Genomic DNA, 16106 nt, shown 5'->3' with positions numbered 1-16106 from the left:
CTCCTACTTGTCGTTCGCGGTAGTTGAGATGTTGAGTACTTCGCGCACGACCTTGGCGAGGTCGGCGGCATTGGGCAGCGCAGCCTTCTCGAGGGCCTTGGCGTAGGGCAGCGGCACCTCGGCGGCGGCGACGCGGCGCACGGGGGCGTCAAGAAAGTCGAACACGCCCTCGCCGATGGTCGCCGAAATCTCGGCGCCGATACCGTAGCTGAGCCAGTCGTCTTCGAAGACAACGGCGTGGCCGGTCTTCTTCACCGAGGCGCAGATGGTGTCGCGGTCGAGCGGACGCAGGCTGCGCAAGTCGACGACCTCGATTGACAGACCCTCGGCTTCGAGCTGATGGGCTACCTCGAGGGCGGTCGTGGTACCGCGCGAATAGCTGACGATGGTGAGGTCGGTGCCGGTCTTGACAACCGCGGCCTTGCCGATTTCGGCGACCTGTTCGCCGTCGGGAACCTCGCCCTTGGCGCTGTACAGCGAGAGGTTCTCAAGAAAGATCACCGGGTCGTCGTCGCGAATCGCCGCGGTCAGCAGCGCTTTCGCGTCGGCCGGGGTCGACGGGGCGACAACCTTGAGCCCGGGAATGTGCGCATACCACACCTCGAGGTTCTGCGAGTGGGTCGCGGCGAGCTGCTGGCCACCGCCGCCGGGCATGCGAATGACCAGCGGAATGGAGACCTGACCGGCGAACATCGACCGCATTTTGGCGGCGTGGTTCACGATCTGGTCGATCGCGATAAGGCTGAAGTTGATCGTCATGATCTCGACCACGGGCCGCATGCCGAGCATCGCGGCGCCGAGGGCTGCGCCCACGAAACCTTCCTCGGCGATTGGGGCGTCGAGCACCCGCTCTGGGCCGAAGTCTTCGAGTAGTCCGGCGGTGATCTTGTATGACCCCTCGAACACTCCGATCTCTTCGCCGATCAGAAAGACCTTCTCGTCGCGCTCGAGCTCGGCGCGCAGGGTCTCATTGAGTGCCTGGCGATACGTGATCGTGCGGGTTGTTGCTACTTCGGTAGTCATCACAGTGCGTCCATAACGGGTTCTCCGGGCAAAGCGGATGGCGCATTCGCCACCGGGGTTGCGTATACATACTTGAACAGGTCTTCTCGAGCGGGCTCCGGGCTCTCCTCGGCGAACACGACCGCCTCAGAGACGCGCACGTCGGCGGCCTCGTCGATGGCGGCGGCATCCGCTTCACTGAGCACACCGGAGGCGATCAGTTCGGCGCGAAAGCTCGGCACCGGATCGGACTGCTGGGCGATCGTGGTCTCTTCGGGTGAGCGGTAGCGGGCCGGGTCGACCACTGAGTGGCCGCGCAGTCGATAGCACATAACCTCGAGCAGCACCGGTTGACGCGACTCGCGGGCCTGCTTGAGGGCGTCCCGGGCGGCGTCGCGCACGGCGAGAACGTCGTCCCCGTCAACCCGCACGCCGGGCATGCGGTACGACGCGGCGCGCTTGTACAGATCGGGCTCAGCGGATGCCATCTCCACAGTCGTGCCCATGCCGAGCCCGTTGTTGACGATCACATAGACGATGGGAAGCTTCCACAAACCGGCCAGGTTGAGCGATTCATGGAAAGCGCCGATGTTGGTGGTGCCGTCACCGAGCAGACACATCACGGCGGCCGCGTCTGGGCCAGCCGTTTCCTGATTTTTCAGAGCGAGGGCGGCGCCGGTGGCCGGGGGAATCTGCCCGCCGACGATGCCGTAGCCGCCGAGCAGGCGCGCTTCGGAGTCGAACATGTGCATCGAACCGCCGCGTCCGCCGGAGACGCCGGTGACCTTGCCGAACAGCTCGGCCATCACGCGTTCAGGCGACAGGCCACGCAGAAGGGCGTAGCCGTGGTCGCGGTAGCCGGTGAACAGGTAGTCGCGGGTTTCGATCGCGGCCGTCAGGCCGACCACGGTGGCCTCTTCACCGAGGTTTAGGTGGCAGTAGCCGCCGATTTTGGCGCGGGCATACATCTCGCTGGAGCGCAGTTCGAAGGCCCGCACCAGCGACATCCGCTCATAATAGTCACGGAGGGTTTCGGCGGGTTCACCGCCAGTGGACTCGACTCCTGCTTTCGGTCGCGTGCGGGCTTTTGCCGCCATGTGGTCCCACTTCCTGCGTATTTCGTCTATTAAGACTATTACTTTGCGAGCAATGATTTGCTTTCCAACCGTTCAGCGGGAGAATCTGCGGTGGAAGGGTTGAAATATAATTTATTCTGCTGCCGCCCATTGCGGGAGGTCATAATGGAGTTATGGCCGCCCAACCCCCGAGTTACAAAACGCTCGCCAGTCTGAGCCGCATGAACCTGCTCTACCAGCTGCAAAGTCGCGGAACGATGACGGTCAACGACCTCGCCGAAGCCGCTGGTCTGCACCCCAATACCGCCCGCGAACATCTCGATCGCCTGATCAATGACGGTTTCGTCACCTGTGCTCCCGAGCCGCGCGACAGCAAGGGGCGGCCGAAGATGCTCTACAGCGCTGCCAGCGGGGTTAGTGCCGAACTCGGTTCGATTCGCGCCCGCAAGATCGCGGCCGCGCAGGAGCGTGCCGAGCAGTTGAGACGGATGCTGCCGCTTCTTTCCGCAGGCCAGCCCGCCCTGGCCGGCTGCACCGGCCCCGCAGCCCGGCGTCAGCTCGACGCCCTCGACGACCACCTGGATCAGGCCGGCTTCGACGCGAGCGTCGCCGCCAATGGTGAACAGGTCAACCTGCACGACTGCCCATACTCGGAGATGGTCAAGGACCACCCCGAGGTCTGTGGTGTGCACTACCGGTTGATTCAAGGAGTGCTGGAGCAGGCCGATGGCCCGCTGCGCGCGGTTGGACTGAACATCATCAACGCCCCGCACCTGTGCGTGATCGACGTCGTCGCAACGGCGGTGGCGACCGGCGACACCAAGCCGCTGAATACGCGGGATTTGCGCCGAACTTGATCGAAGATTCGTCATCGAACCGATCAGAACGGCAACATGGGGAATGATCATGGCCAATAAGGTGACGACACAAGAACAGGCTGCGGCGCTGGAGAAATCGAGCGGATCGATCGTGACTTTGCGGTAAATTTCTGAAACTAAAACGGGAACCCCGATCTTGGTGCCTAACCTGATCGGGGTGCCGAATTCGCCGCGGGCGTCCACCTGAGATGCTTCGAAACGCCCCATCGCGAAGCCCCGAGGGTCGTTTGTGTCGTCTCGTACGTCGCCCCCAACTGTCCAGAGCCTGTGATTGGTCCGCTGAAAGCGCCGCCGGCCGGGCAAAACATTATTCACGGTGGTTTGCGGTTGTAGGCCTCGACGTGAGCGGCGAAGCTCGTTCTGAGGGTGAGTGCCACTACGGCATTCCCCGGCACGCAAGGGGCAGCCGTGAAAACACGCACAGGTACGACCAGCACCACCAGCAAGCCCGGCACCGACGGTCCGGTCGCCGATTCGCTGCTCAAGCTCGGCCGCTTTCTACGCCGCGGCGAAACCAGCGAGGACCTGCGCAGCGTGTTCAAGACCGGCGGCCGCGCCGCCGACGCGTTCTACCGTGACCGCTGGACCCACGACAAAGAGGTGCGAAGCACCCACGGCGTGAACTGTACCGGCAGCTGTTCCTGGAAGGTGTACGTCAAGGACGGCATTATCACCTGGGAAACCCAGCAGACCGACTATCCCAGTGTCGGCCCGGACAGCCCCGAATACGAGCCCCGCGGCTGCCCCCGCGGCGCCGCGTTCAGCTGGTACACCTATTCGCCCACCCGGGTGCGGTACCCCTACGTGCGCGGTGTGCTGCTGAACCTCTTCCGCGAAGCGAAGGCTCGCCTCGGTGACCCCGTGCTGGCCTGGGCCGAGATTACCGGCAATCCCGAAACTTCCCGCCAGTACAAGAGTGCCCGTGGCCAGGGCGGCCTGGTTCGTGCGACCTGGGACGAAGCCGCCGAGATCGTCGCCGCCGCCCACGTGCACACCATCAAGAAGTACGGCCCAGACCGGATCGCCGGCTTTAGCCCGATTCCGGCCATGTCGATCGTGTCGCAGGGCGTCGGCAACCGGTTCATCTCGCTGCTCGGCGGCACCATGCTCTCGTTCTACGATTGGTATGCCGACCTGCCGGTCGCCAGCCCGCAGGTGTTCGGCGACCAGACCGACGTGCCAGAATCGGCCGACTGGTGGAACTCCAGCTACCTCATCATGTGGGGTTCGAACGTTCCCGTCACCCGTACCCCCGACGCGCACTTCATGGTCGAGGCCCGCTACCGTGGCCAGAAGGTCATCACCGTCGCGCCCGACTACGCCGACAACTCCAAGTTCGCCGACGAGTGGCTTGCTGTGCACCCCGGCACCGACGCCGCCCTCGCCCTTGCCATGGGCCACGTCGTGCTCAAGGAATTCCTGGTCGACCGCCGTACCCCGCGCTTCGTCGAATACATGAAGAAGTTCAGCGACTCGGCCTACCTGATCGCGCTCACCCCGCGTCAGGATGCGTGGGTGCCCGGCAAGTTTCTGACGGCCGATGCGCTGCCTGGCATCGACGCATCCGTTTCAAGTGCAGCCTTCAAGACAGTCATGCTCGACGAGAACGGTGAGGCCTTCGTGCCGAACGGGTCGATCGGGCACCGGTTCAGCGAGGCCGACAAGGGCAAATGGAACCTCGACCTCGAGGGTCGCGACCCACTCCTCTCTATCGCGGATGCCCCGGATTACGACGGTGCCTCTGTCGCGATCGACCTGCCCCGCTTCGACATCACGCCGAGTGCTGACAGCGTCGGTGAGCGCCACGCCGGTGCCGCCGGCATCGTGCGCCGCGGCGTACCCGTACGCGAGGTTGCCGGAGTGCTCGTGACGACCGTGTTCGACCTGCTGCTCGCCCAGTACGGCGTCGGCCGCGACGGTCTGCCGGGCGAATGGCCCACCGGCTACGATGACGCCTCCACCCCCGGAACTCCAGCCTGGCAAGAGGAGATCACCTCGGTTCCGTGGCAGGCCGCCGCACGCATCGGCCGGGAATTCGCGCAGAACGCCGAAGACTCGCAGGGTCGCTCGATGATTCTGATGGGAGCCGGTACCAACCACTGGTTCCACTCCGACACCATCTACCGCACCTTTCTCGCACTGACCACCATGACCGGCTGCCAGGGCGTGAACGGTGGCGGCTGGGCCCATTACGTCGGCCAGGAAAAGGTGCGTCCGCTCACCGGCTATGGCCAGTACGCCTTCGGCCTGGACTGGGTGCGCCCGCCGCGCCAGATGATCGGCACCGGCTTCTTCTACCTCGCCACCGACCAGTGGCGCTACGACGGCCTGAGCGCCGACACCCTCGCCAGCCCGCTCGGTACCGGGATATTCAAGGGACGCACCACCGCGGACACCATGGTCGAATCGGCCAAGCGCGGCTGGATGCCGAGCTACCCGACCTTCAACCGCAACTCGCTCGACCTGGTCGACGACGCGGTTGCCGTGGGGCAGGAACCCGCCGAATACGTCGTCGATTCCCTGAAGGACGGCTCGCTCGAGTTCGCCTGCGAAGACCCCGATGCCCCCGAGAACTTTCCGCGGGTGCTCGTGGTCTGGCGGGCCAACGTTCTCGGCTCCTCAGGCAAGGGCAACGAGTATTTTCTCAAGCACCTACTCGGCGCCGACTCCGCCGTACGCGGAGTGGAATCCATGCCGGCTCGCCGCCCAAAGACCATGAAATGGCACGAGAGCGCCCCGGAAGGCAAGCTCGACCTCATGGTCACGAGCGACTTCCGCATGACCTCGACAACCATTTACAGTGACGTAGTCTTGCCGCCGGCCACCTGGTATGAGAAGAATGACCTCTCGACGACGGATATGCATCCGTTTATTCACTCATTCAACCCCGCGATCGCGCCGCCGTGGCAGGCGAAGACCGACTTCGACATCTTTCACGTGCTCGCCGCGAAGATTTCCGAAATGTCGGTCACGCACCTCGGGGTGCGCAAGGACATCGTCGCCGCTCCGCTGCAACACGACACCCCCGACGGCATGGCCACCCCGCACGGCACCGTGTTGAACGACCAGCCGCTCATCCCTGGCGTCACCATGCCGAGGCTCGTCGTGGTCGAACGCGACTACCCGGCCTTCGCCGCGCAGCTCGGCGCGCTTGGGCCGCTCACCGCGAAGCTCGGCATGGTCACCAAGGGTGTGAAATTCAACCCCGACGTCGAGGTCGCCTATCTCGGCAAGAAAAACGGGCTCGTTCCCGGCGGTCCCGCCGCCGGCCGCCCGCGCCTGTCGACCGCTATTCACGCTTGCGAAATGGTGCTCGCGCTCTCGGGCACGACCAACGGCCGCCTTGGCACGCAGGGTTTTCGGCAGCTCGAGGAACGCACCGGCGTCAAGCTCGCCCAGCTGGCCAGCGACAACGAGGGTCGACGTTTTTCCTATCCGGATGTCCAGGGTGCGCCGATCCCGGTACTCACCTCCCCGGAATGGTCTGGTTCAGAGCACGGTGGTCGCCGCTACAGCGCCTTCACCATCAACGTCGAGCACTTGAAGCCCTGGCACACTCTCACCGGTCGTCAACACTTCTACCTCGACCACGACTGGATGATCGAACTGGGCGAGCAACTGCCAATCTTTCGGCCGCCGCTGGACATGTACCGCCTGTTCGACGACTCGATCGTCGGCGCCACGAGTAAGACCCCGACCGGTCACGCCGAGGTGGCTGTGCGCTACCTGACGCCGCACTCAAAGTGGTCGATCCACTCCGAATACCAGGACAACCTGCTCATGCTCTCGCTCTCCCGCGGCGGTCCGACCATCTGGATGAGCCCGCAGGACGCCGACAAGATCGGCGTGATCGACAACGAGTGGATCGAGTCCTACAACCGCAACGGCGTCGTCGTGGCCCGCGCGATCGTGTCGCACCGCATGCCGGAGGGCACGGTGTACATGTATCACGCGAAGGACCGCACCATCAACGTGCCGGTCGCCGAAACCAGCGGTATGCGCGGCGGCACCAACAACTCGCTCACCCGCATTTTGCTGAAACCCAGCCATCTGATCGGCGGCTATGCCCAGCTGTCCTTCGCCTTCAACTACCTCGGCCCGACCGGGAACCAACGCGACGAGGTCACCGTGATTCGTCGCCGCAGCCAGAAAGTGGATTACTAATGCGTGTCATGGCCCAGATGTCGATGATCATGAACCTCGACAAGTGCATCGGGTGTCACACCTGCTCGGTCACCTGCAAGCAGGTGTGGACCAACCGCACCGGCGTGGAATACGCCTGGTTCAACAACGTTGAGACGCGGCCAGGCCTGGGCTACCCGCGGGAATACGAAAACCAAGAGAAGTGGAAGGGCGGCTGGGTGCGCAACAAGCGCGGCCGCCTGCAGCTTGCGGCCGGCGGACGACTGAAGAAGCTCTCGCAGATCTTCAACAACCCCAACCTGCCGCAGATCGACGACTACTACGAGCCGTGGACCTACGACTACGACATGCTGACCACCGCTCCGGCCGGCACGCAAAGCCCGGTCGCACGCCCGAAATCGCTCTTGACCGGCCAGGACATCGACATCAAGTGGTCGGGCAACTGGGACGACGACCTCGGCGGATCGCAGGAGACCGCCGCGCAAGACCCGATTCTCGCAACGATGAGCGAGCACGTGAAAATGGAGTTCGAAAAGACCTTCATGTTCTACCTGCCGCGCATCTGCGAGCACTGCCTGAACCCCGCCTGCGTGGCCGCCTGCCCCTCCGGCGCCATGTACAAGCGCGAAGAAGACGGCATCGTGCTCGTCGATGAAGATGGATGCCGTGGCTGGCGCATGTGCGTCTCCGCCTGCCCCTATAAGAAGGTCTACTTCAACCACAAAACGGGCAAGGCCGAGAAGTGCACGCTCTGCTACCCATTGATCGAGCAGGGTAAGCCCACCATCTGCTCCGAAACCTGTGTCGGACGTCTGCGTTACCTTGGCCTCATGCTCTACGACGCCGATGCGGTCCTCGCCGCAGCCTCGATCGAAAACGATCAGGACCTGCTCGACGCCCAGCGTGCTTGCTTTCTCGACCCGTTCGATCCCGAGGTCATCGCCGCCGCCAAGGCGGAGGGCATGGCCGACGACTGGATCGAAGCCGCCCAGAACAGCCCCATCTACCAGCTCATCTCCGAGTACGAGGTCGCACTGCCGCTGCACCCGGAATACCGCACCATGCCCATGGTCTGGTACATCCCCCCGCTCTCGCCCGTGGTCGACGTGGTCAGCAACTCCGGCAGCGACGGCGAAGACGCACGCACCCTGTTCACCGCGATCGACAAACTGCGCATTCCGGTGGAATACCTCGCCGGACTGTTCTCGGCGGGCGACGTCGTTCCGGTCGAGCTCTCGCTGCGCAAGCTCGCCGCGATGCGCGCCTACATGCGCGACATCAACCTCGGCAACGAGCCCGATGAGCGCATCCCGAACGCGGTCGGAATGACTGGCGAGACCATCACCGCCATGTACCGGCTGCTCGCGATCGCCAAGTATGAAGACCGCTACGTCATTCCCAAGGCCCACGTCGAGACCGCGCGAGAGCTCGAAGAACTCGGCTGCTCGCTCGACAACGACGGCGGACCCGGCATGGGCGGGCCCGCCTCGGCCGGGCACAGCGGCCCCTACGGCAATACCGTCGGCATGCCGCTCGGTGCCACGGTCGACAACTACAACGAGATGACCGGGCGGTCGAGCGCCACCGCGCCGACCACACCCGGGCGGGTCAACCTGCTCAACTGGAACGGCTCCGGCGTACCTCAGGGCATGTTCCCGCCGATAGCAGATGCCGGGAGTCCGGCATGAGCATCCGCCCGCCTCGCCTGAATTTTGGTTTTCGGGCGCCGAAGGTGGCTCTGCGGGCGATTGCTGCCGTGCCGTTGATGCCGGAGCAAGGGGTCATCGCACACATGGCGGCGTCGATTCTGCTGGACTACCCCACACCGGAGCGGCAGCGGCAGTTTTCGCTGGTGCGGGCGTCCGTTACTCAACTGCCTGACCCGCTGCAAAAGGCGTTCGACGCATTCTTCACGGCGATCGACGGCTGGAGCGAGCAGGACCTCGCCACCCATTTCACCGCGACCTTCGATCTGAAGCGCAAATGCTGCCCCTACCTCACCTACTACGCGGCCGGCGATACTCGTCGCCGCGGCATGGCGCTCGTGCGTTTCGTCGAGGCGTACCGGGCGGCTGGCTGGCAGGTTGATGCCGACGAACTGCCCGACTACTTGCCGATGGTGCTCGAGTTCTCGGCGCTGTCGGATTCACCGATCGCGCAGGAGCTGCTTGCCGCACACCGGGACGGCATCGAGGTGTTGCGCACGGCGCTGGAGAAGTTCGACAGCCCCTACGCCCACCTTGTGAAGGCCGTGTCGCTGTCGCTTCCCGAGATCGATGACGAAACCCGCGAACGCTACCTGGACCTTGTAAACGAGGGGCCGCCGACCGAGACGGTCGGCATGACCTATCTCGGCAATTTGAAGCCGTTCTCCGCGCACGCAAATGAAGCCAGATAGAAATGGGTACTGAGAGTATGACCGCCTGGGATTACCTGCTCTGGGTCGCCTTTCCCTACGCCGCTTCCGGCGTGTTTGTAGTCGGGCACCTGCTGCGCTACCGCTACGACCAGTTCGGCTGGACTTCGCGATCGAGCCAGACCTACGAGAACCGGCTGCTGCGCTGGGGTTCGCCGATGTTTCACTACGGCATGCTCATGGTCATCGGCGGGCACGTCGTCGGCCTGTTCATCCCGAAGTCGTGGCTCGAGTACTTCGGGGTGACCGAGCATCTATACCACCTCGGGGCGACCTGGCTGGGAACCTTCGCGGCGGCACTCACGGTGGCCGGGCTGGCTATTTTGATCTACCGCCGGCGTCTGACCAAGCGGGTGCTGCTCGTCACGACGGTCATGGACAAGGTCATGTATGTGTTCCTGGCAAGCACGATCGTGTTCGGCACAACGGCGACGGTGCTGTACCAAATCTTCGGCGGCGGCTACGACTATCGTGGGTCGATTTCGCCGTGGATCCGCTCGCTCTATAGTTTTCAGCCTGATCCCTCGCTCATGAGCGACGTGCCGTTCTTCTTTCAGCTGCACGTGCTCACGGCGACGGCACTGTTTCTACTCTGGCCGTTCACCCGGCTGGTGCATGTGTTCTCGGCGCCGCTCGGCTACCTCGTTCGTCCCTACGTCGTCTACCGTTCGCGCGACGACCCCCGTGGTGCCGGGGCCCGCCCGCCGCGTCGCGGTTGGGAGAAGAGCGAGCGCCCGCTGGAGCGTTCGAGAAAATAAAGCGCACTAAGCAGGTGTACTAGGAGGCATCCACTGACGACGGATGCCGGGTGTTGGTCGATCGGCTGTGGCCGTGCGGGGTCACAACCCTGAATCACAACCCTGAATCACAACCCTGAATCACAACCCTGATCTACGGGGCCTAAGGACTCGCACGTGAACCACGCCCGGGTGCTCGCGGGGTACCTCGAGGAGTAGCCGGCTCGTTGATCGAAGCACGACCTGGCGAGTGATCGAGATCCCTGGGCGGGTTTCGATCGCTCGTGCTTCGTGCCCCGACCAACGGGGGCTCACGCGTCGACTTGCGAGGGGGGAATAGCGCGTCGTTGGTCTGGCTTGCACCTAGAGCCGCTCGCACGCGGACACCATTCTTGACAAGGTCCGGCCCGCTCCTGGGGCACCGGGGGGCCGAGCGTGCGCGGTACACCGCATGACAACAGAAAGTGTCGTACTTGTGACTTCAACAGTTCGCGTCAGTACCAGCAGAATCCCCAAGTGGGTCAAGTCCTTCGGCGTTCAAATCATCGCCGCGCTCATCATCGGCCTCGGTCTCGGACTGCTTGCAAAATACACCGGTAGCACAGAAGCAAACCCGAATGGCCTCGGAGTCACACTGAAGATCATCGGGTCCAGCTATGTCTCGCTGCTGCAGGCGGCTGTCGTCCCGCTCATCTTCACGGCCGTCGTCAGTTCTATTGCCAATCTCCGCCAGGTGTCCAACGCTGCGAAGCTGGCCTGGAACACACTGCTCTGGTTCGCCATCACGGCACTGATCGCCGTTCTGATCGGCATAGGCCTCGGCGTGCTGATTCGGCCGGGAGCTGGTACCGGCATGGCAGTGGATGCCGAATACTCCGGAAAGACCGGTGACTGGTGGGCGTTCCTGACCGGGCTGTTCCCGAAGAACTTTCTCGGTCTCGGTGCAAGCACGAGCGTCGTCGACGCAAGCGCGACCACCAACATCAGCTTCAACGTGTTGCAGATTTTGGTCATTGCCATTGTCGTGGGCATCGCGGCGTTGAAAGTGGGCAAGGCGGCCGAACCTTTTCTCAATCTGAACGCATCTGCTCTTGCAGTCATTCAAAAGGTGCTGTGGTGGATCATTCGGATCGCGCCGCTCGGCACGATCGGCCTGATCGGTAACGCCGTCGCGGTCTACGGGTGGGACACCATGGGATCGCTGGGTAAGTTCGCGGTCACCATTTATATCGGTCTCATCCTGGTCTTGTTCGTGGTCTATCCTGTGCTGATCAAATCTCACGGGCTGTCCGTGAAGCAGTACTACTCCGGCGTGTGGCCGGCCGTTCAGCTCGGCTTCGTGTCACGCTCGTCGATCGGCACACTGCCGCTGACTCAGCGAGTGACCGAGCGCAACCTCGGTGTGCCCCGTGCCTATGCATCCTTCGCGGTTCCGCTCGGCGCCACCACCAAAATGGATGGCTGCGCGGCCATCTATCCGGCCGTTGCCGCAATTTTCGTCGCCCAGTTCTTCGGTATCCAGCTGGACCTCACCCAGTATCTGCTGATCGTGCTCGTCTCCGTGCTGGGTAGCGCAGCGACCGCCGGTACCACGGGCGCCGTCGTCATGCTGACGCTGACCCTCTCCACCCTGGGGCTGCCGCTCGCCGGCGTTGGCCTGCTGCTGGCCATCGACCCGATCATCGATATGGGCCGCACCGCCGTCAACGTCGCTGGTCAGGCCCTCGTGCCGACAATCGTGGCCAAGCGCCAGGGCATGTTGAACGAGAAGCTTTACAACGCCCCGCGCACAGCGCAGCCGTTCACGGACGACCCCGCGGAATCAGCGCCAAGCGAACTGGCAGACATGCGGGCCTAGCTCGCTGGCGCGGCTCGTTGGCGCGGATTGTTGGTCGAGGCGCGAGCTTGCGAGCGATCGAGATCCTGGGCGGGTCTCGATCGCTCGTTCCCCGTGCGTCGACCGTCGGGGGGCGGGGGAGCCGGGGCGTTAGACCTGGTTGAGTGGGATCGACTCATCCAAGAGGCGAGCAGGATCGACCGGCTCAGCTCGACGAATCAGAGCCTGTACGGCGTCGCTGACATCCCAGACGTTGACGTTCGTGCCGGCTACGACGCGGCCTGCCTGCTGCCAGAACACGATGAACTCACCGGCCGCCCAGTCGCCCCAGCCGCCCCGGTAGATCAGGTCGGCGCCGCGAGTGAGCGGGCCGAAGCCGGAGCACTCCATGCCGAGGTCGAACTGGTCGGTGTTGAAGTAGGGGATCGCTGGTTTGCAGGCTCGCGGTGACCAGGATTCCATTGTCGACCGCGAGCCCGGTCTTCTCGGCGAGTTCGACGTTTGGAACCGCGCCGATGCTCTCAGAACGATGCCAGCAGAACGATGTCGGCTGGCACGATTTCGCCGCCGGCGGCACCGTTCCGAGAGAACGGGAGCCGGTTTGCGCGGGCGGCGGGGCAGCATCCGTTTCAGAGTGGATGCCCCGCTCAAGCGGTCACGACGGCGCGACGACGGTATCGCAGCGCCAGCAGCGGGCGGGCAGCTCTCCCGGCACGAAGGCGCCGCACTCCGGGCAAACCTGTTCGAGCCAGCAGGCCGGGTCGCCGCCGATTGATTCGTCGGTTTCGTCGTGTGTTGTCATCGTTTCAGTATGACCTGCGACAGGAAAAAACCCGAAGCCCCCCGCTGGAGGAGAAGGAGGCTTCGGGCGAAGATGAGCGTCAGCTCGGGTTGGGAGCACCCGGGCGGGCGTAGTAGAACCAGGTCAGGCCCGTGCACAGCACGCAGAATACCGTGCAGCCGATGAAGAAGGTGGTCGGGCTCATGGCTGTGAGGGCCATTCCCACGATGAAGGGGCCGAAGGCGGCGATCGCGGCTGTCCAGCCGATCGCGCCGCCGGCCTGGCGCTTGGGGAAGATCATCGGCATCTGCTTGAACGTTCCGGCGTTGGCCAGGCCGGAGAAAAAGAAGATGATGATCATGCCGGTGAGAAAGCCCTTGAACTCATCGACGCTGGTAGGGGTGAGGAAAAACACTGTGATCAGGGTGCCCACGGCCATGCCCGCGCCGCCGATGAAGGTGAAGATCGCACCGCCGAACCGGTCGCAGAGCGGACCGGAGGCCGCACGCACCAGGGCGCCAACGACCGGGCCGATGAAGGCGAAGGCGAGCGGGTTGGGCGCATCGGGAAAATCACCGTAGACGTTGAGGATGATGAGGCCCATTTGGGCGGCCAGCCCGCTGAACGCGCCGAAACTCATGAGGTAGATGAGCGTCATGATCCAGGTGTGCTTGACCTTGAAAATGTCCATCTGCTGCCGAAAGTTGGCTTTGATCGGCACTTTACGTAAAAAGGCCAGCGCCAGCGCGACCGCGAGCAGCACCCAGGGGATGAGTACGAGACCACCGTTGTGCAGCCAGACCAGTTCACCGTTCGAGTCGCTCTCCGGGGTGAGCACAGCGGTGCCGAGCAGGCCGAAGCCGACGACCCATGGGGTGAGCAGCTGAATTAGTCCGATGCCAAAGTTACCGAGCCCCGCCTGCAGCCCGAGTGCTGTCCCGGCAAGGCGCTTGGGAAAGAAGTAGCTGGTCGAAGCCATGAAGCCGGAGAAGCTGCCGCCACCAATGCCGGCCGCGAAGGACAGCGCGAGCAGTACCCAGTACGGCGTCGAGGTGTCGCGGGCGACCAAGGTCCAGCCGATCATCGGCAGGAGCAGCAGCGCGCTGGAAAGGGCGACGAGAATGCGGGTGCCGAGAATCGGCGGCAAGAACATGAAGATGAGGCGCAGCAGGCCACCGGCCAGGCCGGGCAGCGCGACGAGCCAGTAGAGCTGGCTGGTGCTCAGGTCGAAACCGATGTCGTTCAGCCGCGGAGCGATCGCGCTGACCAGATACCAGGCCGCGAAGCCGAGGGTCATGCTGAACGTGGTGATCCACAGCGTGCGCCAGGCGAGGTGTGAATCCCAGGTCTCTTCGTTTTCCGGATCCCAGTTCGAGAGGTCCGGCTTCAGCGTGGACGTGACGCGTGGTGGTGAGACGGTTGACATGGTTTCCTCGGCTGGTTGGTCGGGCAGCAGGCTCGCTTAGTAGCCAGCTTGTTCGTTTGCCTGTGCCAACGCATCGCACAAACGCCGTGAAAAATGATTCGTCCTGAAGCGGATGCCGGCGGCCCGGTCGGAACCGTGTCCGGGGCTGCCGGCATCCGTTTCTTCTCGGGCGGAGGGCGGTACTGTGGAACGGTGAAAACTCACCTCAAACTTGGGGCCGAACTCGGGGCCGTCGTGATAACCGTGTCTGATCGTTGTTCGCGCGGCGAACGCGAGGACAGGTCCGGCGCGGCCGTCGTCGATGCGCTCGGCGAAGTCGGCATTCCGTGCGGGCCGCCTCGCGTGGTACCCGACGGCATCGAGAGTGTGGCCGGTGCCATTTCGGCCGCGCTCGGTGACGGCGCTCGCCTCGTCGTGACGACCGGTGGCACCGGTGTGTCGGCGCGGGACCTGACGCCGGAGGGCACTGCGACGGTGCTGCACACGATTCTGCCGGGTATTTCCGAGCGGATGCGCGCGATCAGCGTTGCGACGATCCCCACCGCTGCGCTCTCCCGCGGTATCGCCGGTATCGCCGATTCGGTTGGCAATAACGGCGCCCTGGTCGTGAACCTGCCCGGTTCGGTGGGCGGGGTGCTTGACGGCGTGGCAATTCTGGCGCCGCTGGTGCGGCACGTCATCGACCAGCTCGATGGCGGCGACCACTGATGGGTGCGGGTATTTCAGCCGACGGCGAGGAATTGCTGCCGGATTTTAGGCCTTCTTCGCTCGGGTTTGCTCGGGTCACCGAGGCGCTGCTCGACGTCACCGAGCACGTTTTGGCCGTTTCGGGCGTTTCCCACGGCGCCGTGGTGACGTTCATCGGACAGGTGCGTGACCACGATCCCGATGCTGTCGGGCGCGTCACAGGCCTCGACTACAGCGCGCATCCCGACGCTGGGCGCGTTATTGGCGAGGTGGCCGCGAGGGTACGGGCGCAACATCCGCTTGTCGTCTTGGCCGTCAGTCATCGCATCGGACACCTCGAGGTCGGCGACCTCGCCCTCGTGGCTGCGGTCGCGAGCGCACACCGGGGCGTTGCATTCGCGGCCTGCGAGGCTCTCGTCGAGGCAGTGAAGGCCGAGGTCCCGATCTGGAAGAAGCAGTATGAGGTCGACGGAACCCATTCCTGGGTCGGTTTATAGCCTCGCCGACAGCGCTGTTTCGCGGGCGTCGTTCAGAACTGCGAAAATCGCTGCTTGCGGTGCGGGTCACTTGACGTGATTCTCCGCAGCTGTGCGCGGAGCCCCTGGTGTTTAGCCGCCGGCGAAGGGCGGGAGTACGTCTACGGTGTCGGTCGGCGCGAGTGTGACGGTGTCATCGGCGGCACGGGCGCCGTTCACCAGCAGCGAGCAGAGACCGAGCACACGCACGAACTCGCTGCCGTAGCGTTGGCCGAGTTCAGTGCGCAGTTCGCCGATCGTGTCAGCATTGAGCGTGGCCGTTTCGGTCTGGGCGGCTTCGGCCGCTCCGGCGAAGAACCGCAGGTTCGCCATCACAGTGTCTCGGGAGCCCAGTCGCGGGCGAGTTTGCTCGCTGCGGCGCAGGCGGCCTCAATGGCGGCACTGGTACCACCATTTTTCGCGGCGGCGAGGCCGATCAGAAAAGTGCTGAGCGGAGCAGCCGGCCGGGCCACATTGTGGGCCACGTCGCGGGCCACGTCGAGCAGGTCGCCGACGGGCACGTCGGCCGGGTCGAGCTGGAGCCGGTCGGCGAGGGCGGTCAGCCAGTCGTCGAGCGCTTCGGGAGGCAGCGGTGCTGAACTCATTCG

15 protein-coding genes are annotated in these 16106 nt (G+C 64.2%); 8 read left to right on the top strand and 7 right to left on the bottom strand.

The genetic code is table 11. The annotated features are described in order from the left end of the window. Positions 1-3: 3 nt before the first annotated feature. Together CXY73_RS16040 and pdhA are read right to left on the bottom strand one after the other, a co-directional pair. A complete protein-coding gene (locus tag CXY73_RS16040) occupies positions 4-1023 on the bottom strand; it encodes an alpha-ketoacid dehydrogenase subunit beta (RefSeq protein ID WP_104178259.1) in 1020 nt (339 codons plus the stop codon). Beyond that, complete coding sequence (gene pdhA, locus CXY73_RS16035) at positions 1023-2099, bottom strand: pyruvate dehydrogenase (acetyl-transferring) E1 component subunit alpha (protein ID WP_104137504.1); 1077 nt, start codon at positions 2097-2099, stop codon at positions 1023-1025. The genes CXY73_RS16040 and pdhA overlap by 1 nt, the downstream gene beginning before the upstream one ends. Before the next feature lie 152 nt (positions 2100-2251). Between pdhA and CXY73_RS16030 the strand changes: the two genes are divergently transcribed. The 6 genes from CXY73_RS16030 (at position 2252) to CXY73_RS16000 (ending at position 12110) form a co-directional block, all read left to right on the top strand. Beyond that, entirely contained in the window at positions 2252-2935 is a 684-nt protein-coding gene (locus tag CXY73_RS16030; RefSeq protein WP_104178258.1) for a metalloregulator ArsR/SmtB family transcription factor, read from the top strand. 429 nt (positions 2936-3364) lie between these two features. Beyond that, positions 3365-7120: a nitrate reductase subunit alpha gene (locus tag CXY73_RS16025; RefSeq protein WP_104178257.1), complete on the top strand. Its 3756-nt coding sequence runs from the start codon at positions 3365-3367 to the stop codon at positions 7118-7120. Continuing rightward, positions 7120-8787 (top strand): nitrate reductase subunit beta, encoded by a 1668-nt coding sequence (narH, locus tag CXY73_RS16020; protein ID WP_104178256.1) that lies wholly within the window; start codon positions 7120-7122, stop codon positions 8785-8787. Before CXY73_RS16025 ends, narH begins: the two co-directional genes overlap by 1 nt. Continuing rightward, the gene (narJ, locus tag CXY73_RS16015) at positions 8784-9497 is read left to right on the top strand and encodes a nitrate reductase molybdenum cofactor assembly chaperone (RefSeq protein WP_233198392.1); all 714 of its coding nucleotides are present in this window, start codon (positions 8784-8786) and stop codon (positions 9495-9497) included. The genes narH and narJ overlap by 4 nt, the downstream gene beginning before the upstream one ends. A 17-nt stretch (positions 9498-9514) precedes the next feature. Beyond that, positions 9515-10273: a respiratory nitrate reductase subunit gamma gene (gene narI, locus CXY73_RS16010; RefSeq protein ID WP_104137884.1), complete on the top strand. Its 759-nt coding sequence runs from the start codon at positions 9515-9517 to the stop codon at positions 10271-10273. A gap of 430 nt (positions 10274-10703) precedes the next feature. After that, entirely contained in the window at positions 10704-12110 is a 1407-nt protein-coding gene (locus CXY73_RS16000) for a dicarboxylate/amino acid:cation symporter (RefSeq protein WP_104178255.1), read from the top strand. 129 nt (positions 12111-12239) lie between these two features. On the opposite strand, the gene CXY73_RS15995 is transcribed toward CXY73_RS16000, so the two are convergent. The 3 genes from CXY73_RS15995 to CXY73_RS15990 all read right to left on the bottom strand — a co-directional run bounded on the left by CXY73_RS15995 (position 12240) and on the right by CXY73_RS15990 (position 14296). Next, complete coding sequence (locus tag CXY73_RS15995) at positions 12240-12551, bottom strand: oxidoreductase C-terminal domain-containing protein (RefSeq protein WP_233198391.1); 312 nt, start codon at positions 12549-12551, stop codon at positions 12240-12242. Positions 12552-12744: 193 nt separating this feature from the next. After that, on the bottom strand, positions 12745-12891 hold the full coding sequence (locus CXY73_RS22380; RefSeq protein ID WP_199185404.1) for a hypothetical protein: 147 nt from the start codon (positions 12889-12891) through the stop codon (positions 12745-12747). Between the two features lie 79 nt (positions 12892-12970). After that, positions 12971-14296, bottom strand: coding sequence for an MFS transporter (locus tag CXY73_RS15990; protein WP_104178254.1), 1326 nt, complete (start codon positions 14294-14296; stop codon positions 12971-12973). Between the two features lie 93 nt (positions 14297-14389). Between CXY73_RS15990 and CXY73_RS15985 the strand changes: the two genes are divergently transcribed. Then, positions 14390-15004, top strand: a complete 615-nt coding sequence (locus CXY73_RS15985; RefSeq protein WP_104178253.1) for a MogA/MoaB family molybdenum cofactor biosynthesis protein — start codon at positions 14390-14392, stop codon at positions 15002-15004. Beyond that, the gene (locus tag CXY73_RS15980) at positions 15004-15480 is read left to right on the top strand and encodes a molybdenum cofactor biosynthesis protein MoaE (RefSeq protein ID WP_104134277.1); all 477 of its coding nucleotides are present in this window, start codon (positions 15004-15006) and stop codon (positions 15478-15480) included. Before CXY73_RS15985 ends, CXY73_RS15980 begins: the two co-directional genes overlap by 1 nt. Before the next feature lie 111 nt (positions 15481-15591). Here the strand turns inward: CXY73_RS15980 and CXY73_RS15975 are convergent, their stop codons facing one another. Both CXY73_RS15975 and CXY73_RS15970 read right to left on the bottom strand, forming a co-directional pair. Continuing rightward, the gene (locus CXY73_RS15975) at positions 15592-15831 is read right to left on the bottom strand and encodes a MoaD/ThiS family protein (RefSeq protein WP_104134278.1); all 240 of its coding nucleotides are present in this window, start codon (positions 15829-15831) and stop codon (positions 15592-15594) included. Next, the gene (locus tag CXY73_RS15970; RefSeq protein WP_104134279.1) at positions 15831-16103 is read right to left on the bottom strand and encodes a DUF6457 domain-containing protein; all 273 of its coding nucleotides are present in this window, start codon (positions 16101-16103) and stop codon (positions 15831-15833) included. The genes CXY73_RS15975 and CXY73_RS15970 overlap by 1 nt, the downstream gene beginning before the upstream one ends. Between the last annotated feature and the right edge of the window lie 3 nt (positions 16104-16106).

It is taken from the genome of Cryobacterium sp. Y50, assembly GCF_002929805.1.
Taxonomy (GTDB): Bacteria; Actinomycetota; Actinomycetes; order Actinomycetales; family Microbacteriaceae; genus Cryobacterium.
The sequence above is the reverse complement of the archived record's forward strand: the minus strand, read 5'-3'. Positions and strand labels throughout refer to the sequence as shown.